This is a genomic window from Ferrimicrobium sp., from assembly GCF_027364955.1.
Classification (GTDB): domain Bacteria; phylum Actinomycetota; class Acidimicrobiia; order Acidimicrobiales; family Acidimicrobiaceae; genus Ferrimicrobium.
The window spans coordinates 17,710-41,338 of sequence record NZ_DAHXOI010000021.1 but is presented as its reverse complement, the minus strand read 5'-3'; the positions used below and the strand labels follow the sequence as shown (position 1 = coordinate 41,338).

At 57.9% G+C, this 23,629-nt stretch carries 20 protein-coding genes; 16 read left to right on the top strand and 4 right to left on the bottom strand.

Features of this window, described 5'->3' with window-relative positions:
* Positions 1-102 precede the first annotated feature (102 nt).
* Complete coding sequence (locus M7Q83_RS11385; RefSeq protein WP_298338784.1) at positions 103-594, bottom strand: methylated-DNA--[protein]-cysteine S-methyltransferase; 492 nt, start codon at positions 592-594, stop codon at positions 103-105.
* Positions 595-1,195: 601 nt separating this feature from the next.
* Between M7Q83_RS11385 and M7Q83_RS11380 the strand changes: the two genes are divergently transcribed.
* A complete protein-coding gene (locus tag M7Q83_RS11380; protein WP_298338781.1) occupies positions 1,196-2,011 on the top strand; it encodes a tyrosine-protein phosphatase in 816 nt (271 codons plus the stop codon).
* On the opposite strand, the gene M7Q83_RS11375 is transcribed toward M7Q83_RS11380, so the two are convergent.
* Positions 2,008-3,333: a glycosyltransferase 87 family protein gene (locus tag M7Q83_RS11375; RefSeq protein WP_298338778.1), complete on the bottom strand. Its 1,326-nt coding sequence runs from the start codon at positions 3,331-3,333 to the stop codon at positions 2,008-2,010. The two genes, M7Q83_RS11380 and M7Q83_RS11375, sit on opposite strands and share 4 nt — an antisense overlap.
* 286 nt (positions 3,334-3,619) lie before the next feature.
* Between M7Q83_RS11375 and M7Q83_RS11370 the strand changes: the two genes are divergently transcribed.
* From M7Q83_RS11370 to M7Q83_RS11335, 8 genes are all read left to right on the top strand, one after another.
* Positions 3,620-4,129, top strand: a complete 510-nt coding sequence (locus M7Q83_RS11370; protein ID WP_298338774.1) for a GNAT family N-acetyltransferase — start codon at positions 3,620-3,622, stop codon at positions 4,127-4,129.
* 90 nt (positions 4,130-4,219) lie between these two features.
* Positions 4,220-5,128, top strand: a complete 909-nt coding sequence (locus M7Q83_RS11365; protein WP_298338770.1) for a heavy metal-binding domain-containing protein — start codon at positions 4,220-4,222, stop codon at positions 5,126-5,128.
* Positions 5,129-5,132: 4 nt separating this feature from the next.
* Positions 5,133-5,960 (top strand): heavy metal-binding domain-containing protein, encoded by an 828-nt coding sequence (locus M7Q83_RS11360; protein ID WP_298338766.1) that lies wholly within the window; start codon positions 5,133-5,135, stop codon positions 5,958-5,960.
* A gap of 363 nt (positions 5,961-6,323) precedes the next feature.
* On the top strand, positions 6,324-7,259 hold the full coding sequence (locus tag M7Q83_RS11355) for an alpha/beta hydrolase (RefSeq protein ID WP_298338763.1): 936 nt from the start codon (positions 6,324-6,326) through the stop codon (positions 7,257-7,259).
* Positions 7,260-7,471: 212 nt separating this feature from the next.
* Entirely contained in the window at positions 7,472-8,647 is a 1,176-nt protein-coding gene (locus tag M7Q83_RS11350; protein WP_298338760.1) for an ATP-binding protein, read from the top strand.
* Positions 8,644-9,276 (top strand): response regulator transcription factor, encoded by a 633-nt coding sequence (locus M7Q83_RS11345; RefSeq protein ID WP_298338757.1) that lies wholly within the window; start codon positions 8,644-8,646, stop codon positions 9,274-9,276. Before M7Q83_RS11350 ends, M7Q83_RS11345 begins: the two co-directional genes overlap by 4 nt.
* 277 nt (positions 9,277-9,553) lie before the next feature.
* Positions 9,554-10,252, top strand: a complete 699-nt coding sequence (locus tag M7Q83_RS11340) for an SDR family NAD(P)-dependent oxidoreductase (RefSeq protein WP_298338754.1) — start codon at positions 9,554-9,556, stop codon at positions 10,250-10,252.
* Positions 10,253-10,506: 254 nt separating this feature from the next.
* On the top strand, positions 10,507-12,231 hold the full coding sequence (locus tag M7Q83_RS11335; RefSeq protein ID WP_298338750.1) for a DUF885 family protein: 1,725 nt from the start codon (positions 10,507-10,509) through the stop codon (positions 12,229-12,231).
* A 111-nt stretch (positions 12,232-12,342) separates the two neighbouring features.
* On the opposite strand, the gene M7Q83_RS11330 is transcribed toward M7Q83_RS11335, so the two are convergent.
* Complete coding sequence (locus M7Q83_RS11330; protein ID WP_298338747.1) at positions 12,343-14,460, bottom strand: amidase family protein; 2,118 nt, start codon at positions 14,458-14,460, stop codon at positions 12,343-12,345.
* Positions 14,461-14,773: 313 nt separating this feature from the next.
* Here M7Q83_RS11330 and M7Q83_RS11325 point away from each other — a divergent pair, with 313 nt between their 5' ends.
* From M7Q83_RS11325 to M7Q83_RS11310, 4 genes are all read left to right on the top strand, one after another.
* Entirely contained in the window at positions 14,774-16,618 is a 1,845-nt protein-coding gene (locus M7Q83_RS11325; RefSeq protein ID WP_298338744.1) for an ABC transporter substrate-binding protein, read from the top strand.
* Between the two features lie 100 nt (positions 16,619-16,718).
* Entirely contained in the window at positions 16,719-17,624 is a 906-nt protein-coding gene (locus tag M7Q83_RS11320; protein WP_298338741.1) for an isoaspartyl peptidase/L-asparaginase, read from the top strand.
* Between the two features lie 122 nt (positions 17,625-17,746).
* A complete protein-coding gene (locus M7Q83_RS11315) occupies positions 17,747-18,574 on the top strand; it encodes a M55 family metallopeptidase (RefSeq protein WP_298338738.1) in 828 nt (275 codons plus the stop codon).
* A 3-nt stretch (positions 18,575-18,577) separates the two neighbouring features.
* Positions 18,578-19,510, top strand: a complete 933-nt coding sequence (locus M7Q83_RS11310; protein WP_298338735.1) for a succinylglutamate desuccinylase/aspartoacylase family protein — start codon at positions 18,578-18,580, stop codon at positions 19,508-19,510.
* Between the two features lie 122 nt (positions 19,511-19,632).
* Here the strand turns inward: M7Q83_RS11310 and M7Q83_RS11305 are convergent, their stop codons facing one another.
* A complete protein-coding gene (locus tag M7Q83_RS11305; RefSeq protein WP_298338732.1) occupies positions 19,633-20,235 on the bottom strand; it encodes a GNAT family protein in 603 nt (200 codons plus the stop codon).
* Between the two features lie 536 nt (positions 20,236-20,771).
* Here M7Q83_RS11305 and M7Q83_RS11300 point away from each other — a divergent pair.
* The 3 genes from M7Q83_RS11300 (at position 20,772) to M7Q83_RS14330 (ending at position 23,558) form a co-directional block, all read left to right on the top strand.
* Entirely contained in the window at positions 20,772-21,689 is a 918-nt protein-coding gene (locus M7Q83_RS11300; protein ID WP_298338729.1) for a DNA-processing protein DprA, read from the top strand.
* 214 nt (positions 21,690-21,903) lie between these two features.
* Positions 21,904-22,461 carry a phosphoribosyltransferase gene (locus M7Q83_RS11295; RefSeq protein WP_298338726.1) on the top strand — a complete coding sequence of 186 codons (558 nt, stop codon included), beginning with the start codon at positions 21,904-21,906 and terminating at the stop codon, positions 22,459-22,461.
* A 185-nt stretch (positions 22,462-22,646) separates the two neighbouring features.
* Complete coding sequence (locus M7Q83_RS14330) at positions 22,647-23,558, top strand: CHAD domain-containing protein (RefSeq protein WP_366526406.1); 912 nt, start codon at positions 22,647-22,649, stop codon at positions 23,556-23,558.
* The last annotated feature ends 71 nt before the right edge of the window (positions 23,559-23,629 follow it).

Sequence of the window (23,629 nt, the reverse complement as noted above, 5' to 3'; positions counted from 1 at the left end):
TGCCGATAGACGGAGCGGTTCCGGGCATTGCAGGTGCCCCGGAGCAAGCCGCTTAGTGGTCTTGCGAGGCGATGGAACGGACTACCATGAAATCGCTAACTGTCAGTGTGCTGGTCGCTCAAGGGGTGATCGGTGGTCGTGCAGGACCCGCTGTTCATGGTCGAGCAGAAAGCGTTTGTGCGCCAGCCCACTGGCATAACCGGTGAGCGATCCGTCGGCTCCGATCACGCGATGGCACGGCACCACGATCGGTAAGGGATTCGCACCGATGGCGAGCCCAACCGCCCGAACCGCACGCGGACGACCGATCGTGGCTGCGATCGATCCATAGTTTGTCGTTGTCCCAAAGGGGATCGTGCCTAACGCATCCCACACTTGGTGTTGGAAGCTCGTGCCTCGAGCCAGGAGGTCGAGATCAAAGTCTGTTGAGGCCCCGGAGAAGTAGGCACCGAGCTGCTCAACAGCCTGTGAAAGTGGTCGCGAAGGGCTTGCCGAGAGGGCCTCTAAGGAGGTTGGTTCGATGAGATGGATGGCGTGGAGGTGCTCCTCATCTCCAACAAGGGTGATGGGTCCGAGCGGTGACTCGATGGTCATTCGATGGAACCTGGCAGTTGATGTGGTTGACATCACGATTTTCTCCTTGGATCTTGGTAGACAGCGGCAACGGTTGTCGTGACTGGTGCACCAGTTCGAGATCCTAGCAATGGATGGGCCGTTGCATTCCGCAGGTTCCGACCGTACCGATCAAGCATCAACTCGACTATCCAGTGCCAGTGACCCGGGTCAGCATTGCTTTCTAGAACAATCGGTTCTAAGTGGTTGCGCAGCGAAGTGACGATCTCGTCGGCGCTCTAGGTGGAACGAAACGGTAGCGCCCCAATGTGTGATGATCCCTCGACGCTGGACTGTCACAAAACTCCTCTCTTTGCCCATCGCAAATGGATGGCGGTAGTACAAATATGACAGTAGTGCCGTAGGAGCGCACGGCACCAGACACCTGAGGCAGACCACTCCAAGGGAATGGCTGGACCTTGGATGATTCGAAAGCGACCACGAGTATGCACTTCTCCTACGCTGTGTGACACGAGGGTGCGCCCGAAACGTACTGGAGACAGCGGTAGGGATCGCTAGCGCATCGGTATCAGGGCGATCCATATCCGAAGAATTAACCGGGTGGCTGTGTGGGGTTTCACTGGTGTTCACCCAACCCCGGCATGCTGTGGTGGTGGAAGAGAGTCACCCAGACGAGAGCGTACCTGGTGACGCTCCCTTGATCGCGCGAGTTCGGTGGCTACCACTGGAGGGAGCGTGGAATGTTCGCGATCTCGGTGGGTATCCCTCGAAACTCGGGAGCGTGCTGCGAAGCGGCGTGCTGCTACGCGGGGACTCTCCGCACCGTTTAACCGCTGACGATCTGGCGATACTCGCTCCACTCAATATTCACAGCATCGTTGACCTTCGTCGACCGGAAGAGGTCGCACACTTTGGATCTGGCCCGTTGGCTGATTTAGTGCAGGTGATCCTGCACGTACCGTTGCGACAAGCCTCGCGTTTAATGGACCCTCTTGACACCGATGATCTGGTCGCGCTCTATCGTCACTATGTGAGCTACAACACGGAGGAGCTGGTTGAGGTCATCTCCTTCGTCGCTGACCCAAGACATCATCCGGTCTTCATTCATTGCCATGCAGGTAAGGATCGCACCGGTGTGGTGATCGCTCTCCTACTCTCGTTACTTGGGGTTCCGGATGCGTGGATCGCGAGTGACTATGCGTTGACCCAAGAGGCATTCACCAACTTTCTTCATCACGTGGGAGCGGCGATGCGCGAGGTGGAGGTATCAGCCGAGCGCCGTAGCCAAGTTGATACCATGCTGCAGCTCTTGGCCGGAATCCGAGAGTATTACGGTTCGGTTGAAGAACTGTTACGTTCGCATGGGCTGACCGCCTCGGAGGTCATGAGTTTGCGTAGTGGATTACTCGAGCCGGTCTATCAACCGAAATTCTGTTAAGTTGTGGGGCTGGCGAGGCCCGCGTCGAGCGTCTCGACCTGCGAGTTACGGGCCCTGAGACGGAGATCGAACTTGTGGAAGATGATCGCCCACACCACCATATTGGCGGGGTAGAGGAGATAACCAAAACGGGTAGCAGGTGCGAGCATGATGGCGATAAAGAAGACGAGTGCGACGTAGGCGGTCATCGCCGAGGGTGATCGTGGACGAAGACGTCGATACAGTAAAAGCGCCAGTTCGCCGCCGACCAGGACGAGGGCGAGGATGACGAGAGTGTGGAGCTGACTGCCGAAGATACCGACCAGTTTCTGGCCGATGAGCGGCGACTCTGCTGGTGATTTGATCTTGGTCAGTCCAAGCGGGAAGAGAATCTCGTTGACGAAAAAGGCCCTTGGGTTGATGAGGCTTGCGATGGCGATGATGGGTGCCAGAATCGCGACCAGTGCCCCCCCGTAACGAAAGCGCACGTGTCGATTGCTGTTGGGCGGTTGGACGAAGATCAAAGCGAAAGCGAGCGGCCATGCCGTGAGTTTGATCGCAGCTGCGACCGCGCTGGCTATGCCTGCGAGTACCGGTTGTCGGCGGTAGCTCAGAACGAGGGCGAGGAGCAAGAGAGCGACAATCGGTAGATCGTCACCGCCGGTGACAAGTGGCAGTGCACCCGTCGGGAGGATGATGACGAACTGGAAGAGGCGAACGCGATCATCAGCTGAGAGCCGGCTCAGCGCGAGTGCGACGACGGTAATCACCAAGGTAAAGAGTGTAAGGCTCACCCTGGCATCGCGCAAGGCTTTGGGAATCGTGAGTCCATTGGGAACACCAAAGATAATCATCCCAGGCAAATACGGTACAAAGGCGGTAGCGTCGGTCTTCTTGGAGAGGTTTTGTGCGCCGGTGCCGACCGTGTTTGGCGCGTTCAGGTAGCAGTTCTGGTTGTGGACAACGCGGTCGCCGCAGCGTTCGATGACCGCCACCTCGTCCTGTGCGTGAATCCCTGGCACATTGTTGACGCGTTGCGCGATCGAGATACTCAACGGCACTACGAGACAGAGGAGAAAGAGTGAGACGACGAGACCGCGACGAGTGAACCGACTCTCTTGTGCTCTCTTGTGGCGGGATAAGAGAAGCGCGATGAGTCCGACGAGGGCATAGGGAATGACGGCTAACGCCGCCCACTGTCGATAATCAGCATGCGTAGAGATGAGGAGTTGACCGACGGCAAAAATTGCAGAGGCCAGATAGAGCAACGAGTCCTGTTCGAGGGGGGTGAGTTGGGCGAAGAAGCGCCAGAGTCTTTTGCCCGTTTGAGGCGAGGATAGCACGCCGATATTCTAGTGTGCCAGGGGACGCTAAAGGTCCATGAGTGACGAGGTCGCTGGGTTAGGAGATCGATGCTGGGTTAGGCGATCGATGATGGCGCAAGCTAGTGGCTCGGGTCGATAGCCCGATGTCGCTGCTGTCGTTCCTCTGGGGCCTGACTCTGTGGCACAACGGAGGGGGAAGATTCTGGCTCCGGCGCCCTCGCCGTGCCGTGGGTAGACCTCGATGGGACGTCGGGCCATCGAAGCTCTCTGGAGCCGGCACGATGTGCGGTTAACATGATTGTTGATGACACGCCTGATCGTTCCTCGTAGCCAAGATCACCTACCGCAGTGCGTCGAGGCGCTGTCGGTGGTGCACGCGGCCGTTGGTTATCCTGTCGTCTGGCCAACCGATCCCTCGGAGTGGCTGACGGGAGAGGGTTTCCTCGGAGCTTGGGTGGCCACCGACGAGACAGTGGTGCAAGGCCACATCGGACTCAAGCGCTCGCTGCTCGATGACGGTAGCTCAGTCGGTGAGATCTTTCGTCTCTTTGTCGTTCCGGATGCGCAAGGAACGGGCATTGGGCGCTCGTTGTTGGCTCTAGGGGTCGCACGGTCACATGCGCATGGACTACTCCCAATGCTACGGGTGCTGCTGCCAGAGTCCCGAGACGTGGCCTCTTGGTATGAGCGTCTTGGTTGGCGCCTCCACTCCACCCGGCTTGCGACGCACGGTCCGCTCGCGAGTCGAGGCTACTCGATCGCAACCTATCTGCTCAGAGACTCCGGGTCAACGGGGGGTGACGGCAGCGGGTGATGGTGAACCTGACCGTTTGCTGAAACATCGTTGGTTCTACGCCTGCGTTGTGTGATAAGGTAACCCTAGAGTAGGGGAGGTCCGAACAACGTGGCAGATTGGGATGGCAAGGGTTTACCGCCAGCCGCGCAGCGCCGTGTCGAGTCAGCGGCTGCCTCATCACTGCGATCCTCGCTCCTGTCGATAACGTCAAACACCGGAATCGAATCCGTTGGTTATCGCCCGGTGAGTGAGGTCATGGGTAGCGTGGTTTTGAGCACCTACGGAGCGGTGATGCCATCATGTGGGGTCTATAACCAAGGATATGGAGCACCGTTCGGGATGAACTCCGGCATGTCGGGTGTCCGCATGGGTGGAGGTCAACAGTTCTACGGGGGCTATGAGCCCTATGTCGATGTGATAAACCGTGGATGGACGGTCGCGATGAACCGGATGCTCACCGAATCCAGCGCGGTGCACGCGCACGGTGTTGTCGGAGTGCAACTGACCCAGCGGCGCTTCGAGGGTGGTGCGATCGAATTTATGGCGATGGGTACTGCGGTCCGGTCGACGGTGGTCAAAGATCATCATGGTCGCGACATCTTTACGACCCATCTCGATGGCCAGGATGTCTCCAAGTTGCTCCATCATGGTTGGATGCCGGTCCGGCTGATCGTTGAGGTCACGGTGGCGGTGCGTCACGACGATTACAACACCTTGAACCAAGGTTCGATGTTCGCGCCCAATGCGGAGTTGACTGGTTTTAGCGACTTGGCGAACTCGGCTCGCTCCTCTGCACGACAAAGTCTTCGGCGCCACCTCAAACCAAACGCTGAGGTTGGTGTGATCATCGACTCACTCGACTCGAATATTTTCCGCAACGAACTCGGTCAGGGACACTCGGACCATCTCAGCGAGGTGCGGGTCGTGGGAACCACGATTGCACAATCGGGGAGATCAGAGACGCGCATGGAGCCACTTCCTATTATCTATCTGAAGTCAAGAAAGACAGGAGCATAACGACATGGCTGAAGAGACCCTCGATCCACAACAGCTAGGCGTACCAGAGGACGCAATTCGACGTTTGCAGGAGATGAGGCCGGGTCAGGCTACTTCTCTGTTTACCTCAGATCTGTCCGTGAACGAGTTCCTGCTCGTGCGTGAAGCTGGGTTTCGACCCTTGGGCCTGGTCTTTGGTTCATCCATTTACCATGTGGGTATCCAGGTGGGTCGTTGGAGCAGCAATCAAGAGCTCGACAAGCTGACCTCAGCGATGTACCATGCTCGCGAGCTTGCCATGGAGCGCATGCAGTCCGAGGCCGAAGTTCTGGGTGCCGATGGCATCGTCGGTGTGCGATTGGACGTCGAGTTCAAAGAGTTCGGCAACGACATCGCTGAATTCATTGCAGTTGGTACCGCGGTGAAGGCCGATGACACCTCCATCAATTGGCAGAGTAATGGTCGTCCCTTCACCTCTGATCTGAGCGGTCAGGATTTCTGGACGCTGCTCCAGTCTGGATATGCACCGCTGGGCATGGTCATGGGTACCTGTGTCTATCACATCGCGCATCAAGGCATGCTGAAGTCGATGGGTAATTTTGGTCAGAACACAGAGATTCCGGTCTATACCGAAGCGCTCTACGACGCCCGCGAGCTCGCGATGAGCCGTATGCAGGCGGAGGCGGAGGCGGTGCACGCTGAGGGCATCGTCGGGGTTAAGTTGCTCTCACTCCCGCATCAGTGGGGTGGGCATACGACCGAGTTCTTCTCGATCGGGACCGCCGTTCGCCCATTGAGGGAGGATCATATCATCGCAAAGCCCCAGATGGTGTTGCCGCTCACTGACTTCTAGTCGGGTCGGGGGCCTACCACCGGTTCTACTCGTGATGCACTGGCCGAGCACGTTAATGTATCGGGGTGTACGTGAGCCTCTGTCGAGACCGTTACCCAACCCCGGCAGGTTGTCTATACCGCGGCAAGCCTTGACAAGCCTTGGTAAACCTTGACAAGATGGCACTACCGAGTCCCATGTGATGATGAGCCAGCTCGATAATAACGATAAGAGAGATAGTTTGCAACTACCCACGATGTGGGACACGGTGGCGTGGAGTGGCCCCGCTGGGTTCCGCTCCCAGTCGAGGCCGGTTCTGCTTTGAGAAGTAGAGCATCGAAGAACAGATACCAGCAACCCTGAACACACAGTGAGGAATAGATGATGGCGCTAGATCCAATACTGGGACAACTACTGCAGAGTCTGCGTGACGGTGGCTCGAAACCGACCTACGAGATGGAGCTCGGAGAGGCTCGGGCGCTCGGAGAGGCGATGGCCCCCTTGGCCTTCACGATCGCCGACGAGATGAAGAGCGTTCGCGATGTCACGGTTGGTCAGCTGCCGATCCGCATCTATGTCCCTCCTGAGGCTGGGGAGGTGCTGACGTTGTTCTTCCATGGAGGGGGGTTCGTTCTTGGAAGTATTGCCTCCTACGATCGGCTTGTGCGACGATTTGCCACATTGACCAAAAGCGTCGTTGCCTCAGTTGGTTATCGCCTCGCCCCAGAACACCCGTTCCCGGCCGCAGCTGAGGACGCGTTGAACGCGTTGGCGTGGGCGCAAGAGGTGCTGAGCGACGGCCTCGATTTGGATGTTCACCGCCTGGCTGTCGCCGGTGATTCGGCCGGAGGTAATCTGGCGGCGGTCGTCGCGCTTGAGGCGCGGAACCGCAAGATCGACCTTGCGGGACAGTTGCTTGCCTATCCTGCCACTGATATCAACGCGGAGACGCCGTCGATGCATAGGTTTGCGACGGGTTACTTTCTGGAGCGACAGGAGGTCATCTGGTTCGGCGAACAGTACTATCAGGATGCGCATGCGCTCGAGGACTGGCGTGCTCGACCGGTCCTTGAAGACCCCACTGGTGTTGGACCTGCCATCATTGCACTCGCAGGATTCGATCCACTTCGGGACTTTGGTGTCCAGTATGGCGAGCATCTTCGCGCGGGAGGTGTTCGGGTCAGCGTGCGCGACTACGAGACGCTCGTCCATGGTTTTCTCTCCCTTGGCGATATTGTCCCAGCGGTCCGCGAGGCCACCACCGATCTTTTCCAGAGCTTTGCTAAGCTCCTGTCGACGGGAGCGCTACCCAACGGATAATCATTGGTCGAGGGAGTGGATGCGATGCGGGCCATCTGATGGACTGCCTCGACGTACGCTGTCGGTGAGTATGCTGTCGGTAAAAGGTGCGCCGTTGCGTTCTGAAAATCGCGTTCTCGTGCAGGGATGAGCTCGAGCCCGGGCGGTGTTGTCGTTGCGCTCTATCGCCGACTGTAGTTAATCTGTCGAAAACAACTAGCATCAAGTCAGGTATGGCACGCTTCGATCGCAATGAACAGCGACGCACGATTCTCGGCGGCGGTTTACAGGTTTGGAGCCTGTTGTTCTTGGGCTCGTTGCTCGCAGCAGTTGCCATGACTTTGGTCTACCCCTCGGCCTCTTCACTCCGCGAGGTTGGTGCGGTGATCGTGGAGTTGGTGACGGCCGTTGGCTGGTTTGCGATCGGTCGACCCGTGTTTGATCAGCTGCACCGTTCAAAGGGTCGGCTCGGTGTCCTCATTGGTTCACAGGTTCTTCTGCTCGCCATTGGCTCGTCGCTCAATCCCAACGCTGGCTATCTGCTGATGCCGGTCTCGGCACTTGTCTATGCTGCGCTACCTCTGCAGCTCTCGCTACCGAGCGTTGCGGCGATCGAGGCGATGGTGGGCGTCCTCTCTCACTTCTTGGCCCAACCTTCGGTCCCCTATGTGGTGATCGCCGACTGGTTCGTGCCGACCTTCCTTGCTGGCTCCTTCGTCGCCGTCTTCATCTCTCGACTATTGGACCAACAGGCCAATCTATCGCAAAGTCTGGACGAGTTGCGGATCACTCAGAGTAGGCTCTCCGAGCTCTACCGCCAGATCGGCGAGAACAATGAGCGTGAGCGGTTGGCGGCACGCATCCATGAGACGATTGCCCAACAACTCATTGGCATTCTGTTGCTCGCGCGAGGGGCCAAGGATGGTGCCATCGACGCTGAACTCATTGCGGAGGCGGCACAAACCGCGCTCGAAGCAGCGCGTGCGGTGATTCGTGAGGGGCAGCTGCCGGCGACCACCCTCGCCTCGGTCGCTGACGAGGTCGAGCTCTTGAAGGACAAGCTCCAGTCCAGCGGGGTGACCTTGATCGTTGAGCACTTTCCGTCGACTGAGTTCTTGCTTGACTCGACGACGACCGAATGCATGACACTGATCCTTCGTGAAGTGGGCAACAACATCATTCGTCATTCGCGAGCACGGACTGCGCATCTCGATTTTATTGAGGAGGAGGGTTCGCTGATCGTGGTGGTCGAGGATGATGGGGTTGGTTTCGATACCGCGCGTACCGACTGTGATGAGCACTTTGGACTAGAGCTGATGCGTCGCAGAGTGGAGCAAGTCTTTGGTGACTTCTCTCTCGAGAGTCGCCCCGAGGCGGGGACCCGTATTAAGGTCAGGTTGCCACGATGATCAAAGTCGTCATCGTGGATGACCACACGATCGTTCGCCGTGGATTGCTCGGTATCTTGGCCAAGGCGCCAGACTGCTCGATCGTCGGCGAAGCCTCAGGCGTGAGCCAGGCCAAACAGGTGGTCACTGCAACGCAACCCGATGTCGTGTGTTGTGATCTCAAACTCCAGGACGGAGACGGTTCGAGCCTTGTCGCTTGGGTGCGTGATCGGACCCAAGCGAACGCGCTGGTGCTGACTACCTATGATGAGCCAGCACTTGTCCGTTCGGCGTTGGCGGCGGGTGCCAAGGGCTATCTCTTGAAGGACGTGGAGGAGTCGATCCTCTTTGACGCTATCCGTCGCGTCGCACGCGGACAGACCTACTATGCCACTGCGCTCAGCATGCGAATCTCTCGTGACTTACACCATGACGCACTCCTGACCCAGCGCGAGTTGGAGGTACTTCGACTGGCTGCCTCCGGCGCCACCAACACCGTCATCGGGGGTGCGTTGGGTATCGGCGAGCCAACGGTGAAGACCTATTTTTCCCGTATCTTTACAAAACTCGGTGTGAGCACAAGGACGCAGGCGGTCGTCGTCGCTATCGACCGTGGGTACCTTGATCGAAGTGCGGTCTACCGCGCGTAGTTGACGTCGTAGGTGCTCGAACGCCTCGGCGATACCTCGTACCGGACGCGTGGCAGGCAAAGGGTGCTCGTGGGGCCTCCGACGGCAGGATAAGGTGCAGCGAAGACGGTCGAGTAGCACGCATGTGTGGGGTCATCGCGCACCCCCTCGAGGTACCTACTGTTCTCGCCGCTGGCGCTGGGGGCGATCGCAACCGGCCGAGACGACTGTCGGCCATCCAAACCGTGGCTAGGGTGCTAGCTACGGGGGTTAATTGATGGAAGTGAAGGAGGAGTAGATGTCTCGACCAGCAAAGCCGGTCGCTCTAGTGACCGGCACCGCCCAGGGAATCGGGCGTGCGATTGCGGACCAACTGGAGGCAGATGGACTTGAGGTGCTGAGAACGGATCGTGATGAGATGGATGTCACGGACGCAGCGTCTGTCGAGCGATTTGTCGCCGCCGCTCCTCCCATCGACATCCTGGTCAACAGTGCCGGCGGTGTACTTGGTCAGGTCCACCAGCCGCTTGAGGCGGTGACTGACGCCGATTGGCAGGCGATCATCGACGTCAACTTGACTGGCACCTTCCACTGTGTACGTGCGGTCGTTGGGGGAATGAAGCATCGCGGCTGGGGAAGGATCGTCACGATCTCCTCGGGGGCAGGGAGGAGTGTCTCGCTGACGGGAATTCAAGCCTACGCTAGTTCCAAGGCCGCCCAGATCAGCTTCACCCGGCAGATGGCCCATGAACTCGGTCCCTACTCCATCACGGTCAACGCTATTGCACCGGGTTTTGTCCTCTCCAACCCCACCACGATCGCGCAGTGGGAGTCCTACGGGGAGGAGGGTCAGCGGCGATTGGTCGAGGGTATTGCGCTCCGACGATTGGGTCAAGCAACGGATATCGCCCATGGCGTCTCCTTCTTCGTGTCTGAACACGCCAGCTGGATCACGGGTCAAACCCTTTCGATCGATGGTGGGAGTGCACTGTTTTGAAGGACGGCTTACCTGGGATCTTGCGATGCCATGGCTAGCTTGGGAGTCGTCGCTGATGCCTCCGGGCCCTTGTGCATTACCGGTGTGGAGGTCGCTGGCACGGCTGGTGCTACGGTAGATGGCAACGTACCTGGGCAAGGGTGCAACCGATTGACTTGCGAGAGCGGTTGTTTGTTGAACGTAATAATACAGAAATGATGTTTCCTGGTGGTTGATCTTCATTTGTCGCCTAGGGTGAGCATCGAGGAGGATCCATGACCGACAACATCCACCAAGAGCTCGTCAGCTTGAACGATGACTTCTTTGCGCACAAGCACAGCCGTGACCCGCTAACGGCGACGGAACTCGGCCTCCATGCCTTCGATGGTGAGCTACCCGATCTGACACCCGAGGGTGAGCACGCGACGGCTCAAGGATATCGTGCCATCCAGAGCCGCATCGAGACACTCCTCGGTGACGCCGAGACCAGCGGCGAAGGGCTGGCCTTCACAGAACGAATCAACCTCGAGGTGATGGACGCTCTTGCTTATGGCGCCGTCACGGAACTCGAAGACGAGCTCTGGGCCCGGAATATCTCGGCTGGCGGGTACGTATCCCCACAGGCGAGGATCTTTCAGACCGTCCCAACTGCTGTGCTCGCTGACGCATCGGGGGTCGAAAGCTATCTCGAGCGACTGCGCCAACTGCCGGCACTTTTTTTGACGATCCGTGACCGCTACCAGGAGGCGGATAGGCAACGACACTTCTCCACTGCAGCCGGTGTCCACCAAGCGATAGCCCAGCTCGACGGCCATCTTGGGCTCGATGATGCCCATGACTTGTTCATCAATGTAGCGCTACCCGCTGGCTTTGAGGGTGAACGCGAACGGATTCGCGACCTCGTCCATCGAGAAATCCGGCCGGCGATTGCTGCGGTTCGTGACTATCTTGCTGGCGATCCGACGGCGCATGCCCGCGGCGATGAGGAGGTAGGTCTTTGTGTGCTCGGTGACGGGCAGGAACTCTATACCCGGGCGCTCCTTCGCCATACCACGACGGCAATGACCCCCGAAGAGATTCATCGTTTGGGGCTTGAGACGCTTGCCCGACTTGATGAGGAGTGGGCCGAGGTGGGCAACCGTGTCTTTGGCATCAGCGATCGACGAAGTCTTTTCGATCGGTTGCGAGGAGACCAGAGCCTACGGTTTGAGAATAGTTCCCAGATCATCGAGGTGGTGACGAGGGCCTTGGCGACGGCCGAACAAGCGCAGTCGCAATGGTTCCCAGACCGGCCGATTGCTCGCTGCGTCGTGGAAGAGATCTCGACGGCCGAGGCAGAGAACGCCGCCCTTGCGTATTATCGAGGTCCCTCAGACGACGGTACTCGCCCCGGCGCTCACTGTGTCTTGACGACGGTTCCTACTGAACGTTTCCGTTATGAGTACGAAGCCTTGGCCTTCCATGAGAGTGTGCCGGGGCATCATCTCCAGATCGCTACCGCGCAGACGCTCACTGAGTTGCCGGCGTTTCGGCGTTACCTTGACGCAGAGGTGAGCGCCTTTGTCGAAGGATGGGGGCTCTACGCCGAGCGCCTCGCCGACGAGATGGGGCTCTACAGTGGTGATCTCGCCCGTCTTGGCATGTTGTCTTTTGAGGCGTTGCGTGCCAGTCGGTGTGTCGTCGACACCGGTATGCACTATTATGGATGGTCCAGGCAACGAGCTATCGAGTTCATGTGGGAAAATAGCGCCACCAATATGGCCAACATCACCAATGAGATCGATCGCTATATCGGCTGGCCAGGGCAGGCCACCGCGTACTTGGTGGGACGTCGAGAGATCGGACGCCTTCGAAAGGAGGCCGAGCGACGGTTGCGTAGTGACTTTGATATTCGGGACTTCCACGGTGTGATACTCGGCCAAGGAGCGATTCCACTCGGTGTGGCAGCCTCAGTGGTAGAAGCATGGGTGCACAGCACCTCAGACCTTCGTAGACCATGAGACCCAGCGTCGCAGACCATGAGATACAGCGTCGCAGATGACGCCTGCCTCTCGTTGCAGGTGAAGAGCTGTTGCACTCTTTGCGGGCAAAGCCGTGCAAGAGGCTCTCGGTTACGCTCGTTGGAGGAGTTCTTCGATTTCGGCTGCCCAGTGAAGCAGTGCAAGATCCTCCCCGAAGGCAGTACCGAGTTGTAGGCCGACAGGAAGGCGTGAACCTGGTATCGGGATCGAGATGGCTGGTTGCCCAGTCAGGTTATACGCACGGGTCATCACTCCCTCAAGGTATCCCTCTGGAGTGTCGATCGACGGGTTCTGGCCTGGGGCCACCATTGGGGCGGTCGGGCCGATCAGCATGTCGATACCGTTCGAGGCGGCAATGAGTGCTTCGATTCCCGCTGTTCGCTCTTGAAGCGCATGCTCGTAGTGTGCTGGTGTGATGTCACCTCCGAGGGCGAGTACCCTCGCGGTCTCTTTCCCAAAGTGTGCGTGATCGGCCAGGAGCTGGGGGGCATGAATCTGATACGCCTCGTAGGAGATGATGGTCTCGAAACAGCGATCGAGTTCTTCGAAGGGCTCAGGGTTCACTTCGTCGAGCTCGTACCCGGCCTCACCCAGCAGAGCGAGTACGCGATGTAATGCGTTCGCCACGGTTTCATCGAGAAGATCGTCATCGAGCTGTCCAGCGACAAAGCCAAGACGAGGTCGTGGGTATGCTGACGTTGCCTCGTTGGCGTCGGTGAGGATCTGATAACACCGGCTGGCGGTGGCGACGTCTCGGGTGAGGATGCCAAGGTGGTCAAGGGTCGGTGACAGCGGAGTAACGCCACGTAGCGAGAGACGCTGATAGGTTGGCTTGAAGCCGACCACGCCGCAGTAATGGGCGGGAATCCGTACCGAGCCACCGCTATCGGTACCGAGCGCGATTTGGGCAGCTCCGACCGCGACGATGACCGCGGAGCCGCCGCTTGAACCTCCAGCGGTGAGCGCGGGGGCAACCGGATTGCGAGCGTCTGGCAGATCCGGATGGGGAGAGCCTAAGGCATATTCGAGGAGGGAGGTGGTAGCGAAGATATCGGCACCGGCCTCGCGAAGCTTGGTGATCACCGGTGCCTCCACCTTGGAGGGGGGGCCGCTCATATCGATAGGATTTCCATTGCCAAGAGGAGTGCCAGCGACAGCGATGAGATCCTTGACGCCGATCTGGTAGCCGTGGAGAGGTCCTGACTCCGCCCGTCGTGGGGCATCAAGGTAGTGGACAATCGCGTGGAGAGGTTCGGCGAAACGATGAGCTCGATAGTAGGCGTTGACGAGGTCGAGGTTGGCCACCTCGCACGTTCGCTCGCCACGCTCGATGGCCTGGATGATTCGGCCGACGTGGGTGGTGAGTGGTCCCGTAAGGTCGTTCAGCAACTCGGTTACCTCGGTTGGTCGTCGACGCACCATGAGATCGCGATAGATGCCGCTGTGTGACTTGGCGCTCTTGGCGTTGAATGCGGCGAGCCGTACGAGGGAACCCTCGAGATCCATGGGTTCAAAGCCATCAAAACCCTCTGGCTTGACCGGTGCCTGATCAAGCACCTCACGCGCGATGGCGATCATGAGGTCGTGGTAACGAGGATCGGAGAGCGACTGGGCGATGGAGAGATCGGAGACGGCACCCGCCCAGAGCATCGCCCCATAGGCCTCTTTCCCCCAGAGGTAACCCATGATGTTGTCGGTACTTTTTGCATACGGGAGTGCCTCGACGAGACGACGTACACGATCGGTCACCTCGTTGGTAAAGGGCTCTCCGACGTAGAAGGCGGCGATGTTGCCCTGTCGGATGAGCCCTGGTTCCATGACATCTGCACCAATGTTGATGAAGGCGGTGACGATCTGTGAGCGGTCGACACATTGGGCAACCGTATCGAGGGTCAGACCATTCTGCACGGTCAGGAGGACTCCATCTGGGCTGAGGTGCTCGGCGACGAGTGCGCTAGCGGTTGCGGTGTGGTGGCTCTTGACGGCCAGGGCGATGCAGTCATGGAGACCATCGAGCTCTTCGGCATAGATCGCCTTGGGATGGACGGTGAAGCTCGCGATGGGACCCTCGATGGTGAGTCCGTGCGATCGGATGGCATCGATGTGCGCATGATCAACATCGCACAGGGTGATGTCATGACCGGCGGCGGCCATATGTGCCCCGATCATTCCTCCGATGGCTCCAGCTCCCACAATCGTCATCTGCATGGACCTGCTCCTCTCTGGATTCTGGACTTTTGGGTAGCCATCGCTTACCCGCAAACAGCTGCACAAAGGCACGAGTGCTTCCTTGGCGGGTAGACACAGGTACCTGGCGGCAAGCGTTAACTTGTCATGTCGATTCTTCGACCGGTCTTTACTGAACGGTCTTGACTCCCAAAGGTGTGAGATTCCTGTTTCCAGTTTATGAAAGGAAAGTAAATTTGTCAATTCAAAATGTAAAGATGATTACAACATCGCCCAGATGCCGCTAGTATTGGAAACACTGGGCGGGGTGCCTAGCAAAAGGGGGAACCGGGTAATGCGTTCTAGTTGGATCAAGTTTGCGGCAATCTCTGCAGCGAGCGTCATGCTGCTCGCTGCCTGTGGCTCGACCGCATCGTCTTCGTCGTCATCGACCTCGTCATCGACCACCAAGGTTCAAGGTGGGGTCGCCTACTTCGCTGAACAGCCGCTGTCACCACCGACGTATATCTTTCCGCTCATGAATGGGGCGAATGAGTCGAACGTGAACCTCTATGAGTTCGATAATCTGATGTTTAGGAACTTGTACTTCTTCGGTAAGAACGGCAAAGCTGAGATCAACTACTCGCAGTCGCTTGCCGATGCACCGGTCTACTCGAACGGCGATAAGACGGTCACTATTCAACTGAAGGGCTGGAAGTGGTCCAACGGAGAGACTGTCGACGCGCGCGACCTCGTGTTTTGGATGAACTTGTTGGAGGCCAACAAGACCCAATGGTTCGACTACGTCCCTGGCTATTTTCCAGATAACGTCGTCTCGTATAAGGCGACCGGACCGCTCACCTTTGTCATGCAGCTCAACAAGGCCTACAGCCCGAGCTGGTTTACCTACAATGAACTCTCCCAGCTCGTCCCGTTACCGCTGGCCTGGGACAAGACCTCGGCCTCGGCACCAACACCAAGTGCCACCGACCCCAATGCACCAGACTTGACCACCGCTGGGGCACAGGCGGTCTACAAGTTCTTAAACACAGCGTCGACTTCTTTGTCGACGTATGCGACCAATCCGCTTTGGCAAGTGGTCGATGGTCCGTGGAGGTTGACGAGTTTTACGACTGAGGGCAAGGCAGTCTTTGTCCCTAACACGAAGTATTCGGGATCACCGAAGCCGACCCTGTCGGAGTTTGTTGAGTTGCCCTTCACCTCTGACTCGTCGGAGTTTAACGTGTTGAGCTCGGGTAAAAGCATCAGCTACGGCTACCTGCCGGTGTCTGACCTTCCGCAGAAGTCGCGAGTTGCTAGCGAGGGCTATAGCTTTGCCCCATGGCAGATCTTTGGCTTCAACTACATGCCGATCAACTACAACAACCCCACGGTTGGACCGATCTTCAAACAGCTCTACGTGCGCCAGGCGCTCCAGGAACTTGTCGATCAATCACAGTGGGTGACGACCTTCTTGAAGGGTTATGGGACACCGTCCTACTCGCCAGTGCCAACGGTACCACCGAATCCCTTTGATGACGCTGTCTCAACGACGGTCCAGTATCCTTACTCTCCGACCAATGCGAAGAAGCTGTTGACTTCGCACGGCTGGAAGATGGTGAACGGCGTCATGACGTGCGTCACCTCAGGGAGTGGAGCGAACGAGTGCGGCACCGGCATCAAGAGTGGACAGACGATGAACTTTAACCTCAAGTACATCTCGGGCCTGAATTCAGCCACCGAGGAGATGACCGCCTTCCAGTCTGCAGCGCTACAAGCCGGAGTCAAGATCAACCTCAGCGAGGCTCCCTTTGCCGGTGTGATCAGTTACTCGGCGGCCTGTACCCCGAGCCAAGCGGCATGTTCGTGGGAGATGGCCAACTGGGGAGGTGGTTGGAGCTATTCACCTGACTATTACCCATCGGGCGAGACGCTGTTTGCTGCCGGGGCGAGTTCCAACGATGGGAGTTATAGCTCTAACGAAGCGAACACCCTGATTGCGGCCACACTGACCTCCTCCGGGACCCAGGCCCAGGCGGCCCTTGATGCCTATCAGAACTACATGGCCAAGCAGTTGCCGGTGATCTACCAGCCAGATACTGACGTCCAACTCTCGGAGATCGCATCAAACCTCCACGGTGCGACACCCCAGAGCCCCTACGAGTACATCACTCCAGAGGATTGGTACTTTACGAAGTAGGGTTGGGTAAAGTTTGAGGTGAGTAAGTGACTCGACGCCTCTGGGTCATCGTGGCCTAGAGGCGTCTGGTTGTAGCGAAAGGATCGAAGAATCAGTGTTGATGATTGCGAGCGCCAACGGCGCTATCGGGATTGATGGCGTTTGGGCTGACCTTGAGGGTGGACTCGACCCGGTCACTGCGGTGGAGCGAGCGGCATGGTTCGTGGAGGACAACCTCGATGACCATAGCGTTGGCACCGGCGGACTCCCTAACCTAGAAGGGGTCGTCGAGCTCGATGCTTCGATCATGGACGGCAACACTCGGCGAGCTGGCTGTGTCGCAGGGTTGATGGGATATCGACATCCCATCTCCGTCGCCCGAGCGGTGATGGAGCGTTCCCCCCATGTCCTGCTGGTCGGGGAGGGTGCGGCGAAGTTTGCCCACGAGGTCGGTGCTGAGGGTGCCCAACTGCTCACCGACTCGGCACGCGCGACCTGGCAGCATGCGGTCGATCAACTGGATCCTGGCCAAGCAGCGGATCCGCTGACGCGGGTGATGGCACTGACCACCGATCCGGAGAAGGCAGCTGGCACGGTGAACTTTCTGTACCTCGCCGATGATGGTTCGATGGCCTCGGCCGTCTCGACCAGTGGTTGGGCGTGGAAGTGGCCTGGTCGGGCTGGGGATTCCCCAGTGATCGGAGCAGGTAACTACTGTGATTCGCGCTACGGGGCAGCCGCCTGTACCGGATTTGGGGAACTCTCACTTCGAGCGTCGACTGCCCGCATGGTCGTTCGCTATCTTGGGGAGGGCATGAGCCCTGAGGAGGCAGGGATCACGGCTATCCGTGACCTCGACAGCCTCGTCGACTCGTCGAACAATTTCATCATGCACATCGTTATCCTCGCTGCGGATGGACGTCACGCTGCGGTCTCGACCAAGGCGGAGGCGATGTATGCGATTCGAGAGGCTGATTGGGATAGTACCAAACTTGTGCCGCGCACCTATGTTCCCATGGAGGGATAGGTGCGCCGTACGCTGGCGTTAACCGCCGATTACGAACCCAGCACGTCGCCATCTTGTGACCAATGGGGGCCCGTTCGAATGAGAGAGAAGCCAAGCAAGAGAGTAACAAAGGAGCACCAACGATGAAGGTCTATATCAGCTTTGACATGGAGGGGATCTCGGGGATCGTCGATTGGGATCAGTGCACTGGCAATGGCCCCGCCGTTGCGATGGGTCAAGAGCTCACCCTTGCCGAGATCAATGCGGCGATCGACGGAGCGCTCATGGCGGGAGCAACGGAGTTTGTCGTCAACGACGCCCATTACCGGATGCAAAATCTCGACCCCAGGTTGCTCCATGGCGATGCGACCTACATCTCGGGAGCCCACAAGCCGGGGTACATGATGGAGGGTCTCACCAGTGAGTTCGACGTCATTTTCTTCATCGGCTACCACGGCAGCATCTCCGGTGTTCCTTCGGTCATGTCCCATAGCTATAGCCCGTCAGTCTTTACGGAGCTTCGGGTCAACGATATCGAGGTCGGTGAGAGTGGCGTCAACGCGCTCGTCGCACTCGGCCAACGTGTTCCCATCGGCCTGATCAGCGGTGATCGAGCGACTGCCCTCCAGGCCGAGCCACTCATGAAACAGGCGATCATGGTGCAGGTGAAGGAGTCGATCACCAGGTATGCTGCATCGAATCTGCATCCCCATCTTGCGCACAAGCGCCTCAGTGAGGCCGCAGAGCGAGCGGTGGAGGCCGCCAAGTCGATTGACCTTCCCGCGATTGACCTCCCCGCGACGATCACGATGTCCTTCCAGACCTCTGACCAGGCGGAGTTAGCTAGTTGGATCACCGGCGTTGAGCGGGCTGATCTGCGATCCTGCACGATCACCGGTTCCGATCCACTCGCGCTCTACCGTTCCTTTGTCGGTGTGTGTTATCTCACCCGTCAGGCACAGGGAAGATAGCGCGTGCAACAGCGCTTTCTCCATAGCGATCTCGCCCCGATCTCTCATCTGCAGATCCCCTATTTTGAGATTCATGGTGCCAACGATGGACCGACGTTGACGCTGGTGGCTGGTGTCCATGGCTGTGAGTACACCTCCCAACAGGCGGTTCGGACCTTCCTGCGTACGCTTGAGCCATCCCGTCTTGGCGGTCGGATTCGAGCGGTACCAACCCTGAACCTCGATGCCTTCTATGACCGGAGTCCCTTTGTCTCACCGCGGGATCAGAAGAACCTGAATCGTTGCTTCCCTGGTGATCCTGAGGGCACCTATTCGGATGCGTTGGCCTACTTCGTGACGGAGGAGCTGATCAAGGGATCGGATTTCTTCATCGATCTCCACGCGGGGGATATGGTCGAGGATCTCTTTCGCTTCACCATCTACGATGACTCGCCGGTACAAGATGCATCCCGACTCCTCGCAGAGGCCTATGGGTTTCCCTTCTCTATTCATCAGCCGATGCTCGACCCAGCGGTGACTGGAGCGACTTCACAGATCGCTGGCGGTCTCGGAATCCCCTCGATCATCGCCGAATCCGGTGGGCGAGGTCTGGTCGAGAGCGAGGCGATCGAGCATCACCTGCGGGGTTTGGCGCGCACCGTCGCCTACCTTGGCATGTACGAGCCCACCGAGGCGATCGAACCAGACCTCGAGGTTCGTCATTTTCACCGGTTTGTCTGGCTGCGATCCAAGCACGAGGGATGGTGGGCGCCGACAGTCGCTGTCGGGGAGGATCTCCATGCGGGCCAGGTGATTGGTACGGTCAGCGATCTCTTCGGTGAGGTCGTCGAGGAGATCCAGAGCCCAGTCGAGGGTGTGGCGGTCTTTTTGACCTCCTCTCCGGCGATGAAGGCTGATGGTCTGGTTATCGGAATCGGTGCTGACGAAGAGGGCTAAGCGACCTCGCGTCTTAGGAAGTCTCCTCCGTACGACAACGGTACTGTGCCTCAGCTTGGCTGCGTAAGGGGGCCCGTGCTCTTAATGAGCGATGGCTTGGTTGCCCATTATGAGCCATGGGATCACCCCGAGTGGGAGCCACAACTGTTGATAGGATTAGGTTCGTGGGTTCTAGCGAACTCACGGTCGAGGATCGCGAAGTTGAGTTCATCGGTGTAGACGCCCTTGAAGAGTTCGTTCTCGACGAGATGAGCCTCCTGGCGCATCCCGAGCGTCTCGCAGAGACGGATGGAAGCCGTGTTTCTCGTATCGACTCTGGCGATCACCCGGCGGATACCCATCTCGCCAAAGGCGAGATGGAGAACGGAATGGGCGGCCTCGGTGGCGAGACCTTTGCCTCCAAACGCTGGATTGAGGACCCAACCGATCTCGCCGTTGCCGTCGTGAAGGCTGGTGATCTGCAAGCTGATATCACCGATGAGTGCTCCCGAGGCGATCTCTTCAATGCCGATCAAGACGCCATCGCCATCGTGTTTGAGGGATTGGTTAGCCCATCGTGTGACGAGGCGTTCAGCGATCTCAGCCCTGGTCATCGGCTCGAAGGGGACGAAGAGGCAGACCGAGGCGAGCAAGCGATACGCATAAAGCGCCTCCTGGTCTTGGGGAGTCAGACCGCGAAGGCGCAGCCGGTCGGTCGAGAATGGTCGGATCTGTTCAAGGTGCATGGGTCGAGCTTAGAACTCGTTGGTCGATCTCGCTTAGATCTCCAGGATTTGTGTCGACTATGGATGGCGCGCGGGAGCTGTAGTCGCTACTGGCTTTAGCTAGGTTGGGTCAGGTATCCGTGAGGAGAGCTATACGACCAGCTTGTTCAAGGCAGTCCTCGGATAATCTCCAAGTCCCAGTTCGCCGCTGCGGGCAAGGCGGCCCAAAGCGAGAAAGCCTGAAGGTGGCGCGGTTTGGGCGCTCATCGAACTTTCGTTGCCAGATACGACCTAGTCTCTCCACATCGGAGGTGTCGGTTGCCACGTGAGATCTCGGGTTATGGTCCTGTCACTTGGTTTCACGAGGGCCTCGTAACTGCGCAATACTCGTCATTGCAATGCCCCTAATTGCGGGCCACACCCTCATTCGCGTGGAGTTAGTCTTCGAAGCCGGAAGCAAAGGACGCCATGCGCTATGGGTGGGGCTAGTGATCGCTGCTGTAGGTCTAGTGTTGTCGGAGCGAGCGCGTAGGATGACGAGTCATGGCGATCAGTTCATGACGGAGCTAGTAGACGATGCTGTGATGCCATCATTACTCATGCAGGAGCATGCGGCACTGGTGGCGCTGTTGACGAGCGCACGTGCCGACTGGAGAGCCATCGCTGATGCCATTGAGGCTACCCAGAGCGCTATCGAAGTCCTGCGTACTTCAGTTGAGCAACCATCGCTGTTTGCCTCCGAAACAGTGCACGAGCAGAGATTGCACGAGGCGTTGGCGACCGTTGAGGAGTGGGACCGTGAAGGACTCTCCTTGGTGTCGTTGCTCGACGCAGACTATCCTGAACAACTGCGCGAAATCCACCAGCGACCTCCGTTGTTGATGTATCGCGGAGTGTTCTCCGTTGATGATGCCCGTGGGGTTGCTGTTGTTGGAACCCGCCATCCCTCGCGTGAAGGGGCTGCGCGGGCATTCGAACTTGGTAGAGAACTTGCTCGCTGTGGAGTCCCGGTGATCAGCGGGCTCGCCGCTGGAATCGATACCGAAGCACTCACGGGCTCGCTGGACGTCGCAGGCAGGACGGTCGCTGTCATCGGGACGGGTTTGTGCCGATCGTATCCGGCCCAGAACGCGGGGTTGCAAGAGAGGATTGCTCGGGAAGGATTGCTTCTTTCTCAGTTCCTACCAGATGCACCTCCTGCGAAGTACTCCTTTCCCATGCGCAACGCGGTCATGAGTGGCTACGCAGCGGCCACGGTGGTTGTCGAGGCGGCATGGAAGAGTGGTGCACGCATGCAGGCGCGGCTGGCGCTTGAGCACGGTCGCCCTGTTTTTCTTCTGCGCAGTTTGTTGGTTCATGATTGGGCACAGGAGTATGCGACAAGGTCGGGGGTGACGGTGGTGGCTGGAATCGATGACCTCTTGCCCGAACTGGAAAAGCTGAGTACCGACCATGATGAGCTTGTCTGGGACTGAGTAATGGCTACCGTTCGCGAACTGAGTGGGCCGTACGAGAATTTTTTGGTGCAGATCTTGCCGAGAGGATCTGGCGTTTGTGAGGTCTGTCACACCGCGGTAGCAATGAACTATTCAAAGTGTTTCCAATGTCGCCAAGCAGAGGCACACCTACCTGAGCGTGCAAATGTGGTAGCTTCGATTGCGTTGGCAGTCAAGGGAGAGCAGTTGGCTTATGAACTTGCGGGCTATAAAAACCAATTTGGCACGTTCGCGAGAGCGTATGACACTTGGGCTGGCCGCACTCATGTGGCGTTGGCTAACGATACACGAGCGCTGCGTTGCCGAGGAGGCAGGCGTCGAACGGTTCGATCTTGTGACCATTGTGCCAACAACGAGAGAGCGGCTTGGCATTCATCCTTGGCAACATTTAGCTGAAGAGCTTATTGGACTGACACGGGACCGGTTCATGCTCCTACTAGAGATGGACCCAACTGCAAATCAGGGTCGGATGCCGAGGATAGATCGTTTTCGGAGTCTGGGGCACCGGCTGAGCGGTGAATCGATCCTTGTTCTCGATGACACCTGGACGACCGGTGCAAATGCACAGAGTATGGCAGCACGACTGAAAAAGATCGGTGCCTCGAAGGTCGGGATCGTGTCGATTGGTCGTCATTTTGCTGTCCCGCGGGACGGAAAATTCAGGCCTGTTTATCAGGAATATCTGCGAAAGGCCAAGCGTCTCGGCTGGTTGTGGAACCGCTGTTGTCTTGATCACTGCTGGTACCAATAGCGGGTCTATGCGGTTCCATGTAGCTCCAAGGCGGGTTCTCGCCAGGTGTACTCTTTAGAGCTCTTAGGAGGTAGAGTCAGGATCGCCTGACCAAAGCTTTGCAGGGCCGCCTTCCTCTCCGTTTTGTAGCCCGTGGAGCCACCGTGATGGTGACTCATGGATAAGACGGGTCGTGGCTAACAAACATGAGTTTTGGACAACATGGGTACGACTACTCATTGGTTAGTCAGGATCATACACATTCCATGTCGTCGAGTTCCTTTGTGGTAGTTGCGCCGAAACCTGGGCTCGCCGAGTCGTTGTTGGCTAGTTGTGGGCTAAGAACTCAAGGACCAGCGGTGATCGACGCCTCAATGACAACTTCGCCGGCCGCCCAGCCTCTCGGCCTAGTTGTGGCTGCTTTGAAGGAGAGTTATCTGGATGAGATCAGCGCTCTCTACAGAGGAGACGGGCCTGAGTCGGTTCACCAAGCGAGAGCATCGCTTCGACGGTTATCGCTCATCGTTCGGCTGAGTGCTACAAGACCAGACATAAAGAGGGTCTCGCAGGTTGTTCATGCTCTTGGGGATATGCGTAATCTGGATATTGTGACGGGATGGATGGCGGAGAACTCAGTAGAGCAATCCCGAATTGACCAGGCTCTCGCATGGCGGACAACCAAGTTCAGGGCTTTTCGCGCAAAATATCCGCTACGTACCCATCGACACTTCCTGAAGAGTGCCAGAATAGACCAGCTCGGAATGGACCTGACCCTCGATTCATGGGCGACCTGCAGCCGAGCACAGCTAACGAGCGCGCTCCTAGCAACAGATCTATCTGATCCAAGTTTCGTTACCATTCATAGGTTTCGGCGGTATTCGGATTTTGCCCAAATCCTTCCGATGTATCGATTTCCAAGGGTTGAGACCAAGCAGACGCTGTCCAAGCTCGGTCAGCTTTCCGACCTCTCAACGATTCGAGCGCATATAAGCAAAGACTGGTCAGAGTTAGGAGACCTTGATGAGCGGCGAGATCTGGCAAAATCCGATTTACTCCCAGAACCTGTCCAGTTGCGGAAAGTCTCTAAGAAATGTACGAGGTACTCATCAGTTCAGTAGGCAAAACGTTAACTTCCGGCCGCCTAGGGACCCTCTTTCATCTCCTCCTGGAGTTGGCCGGTTGATCCAGA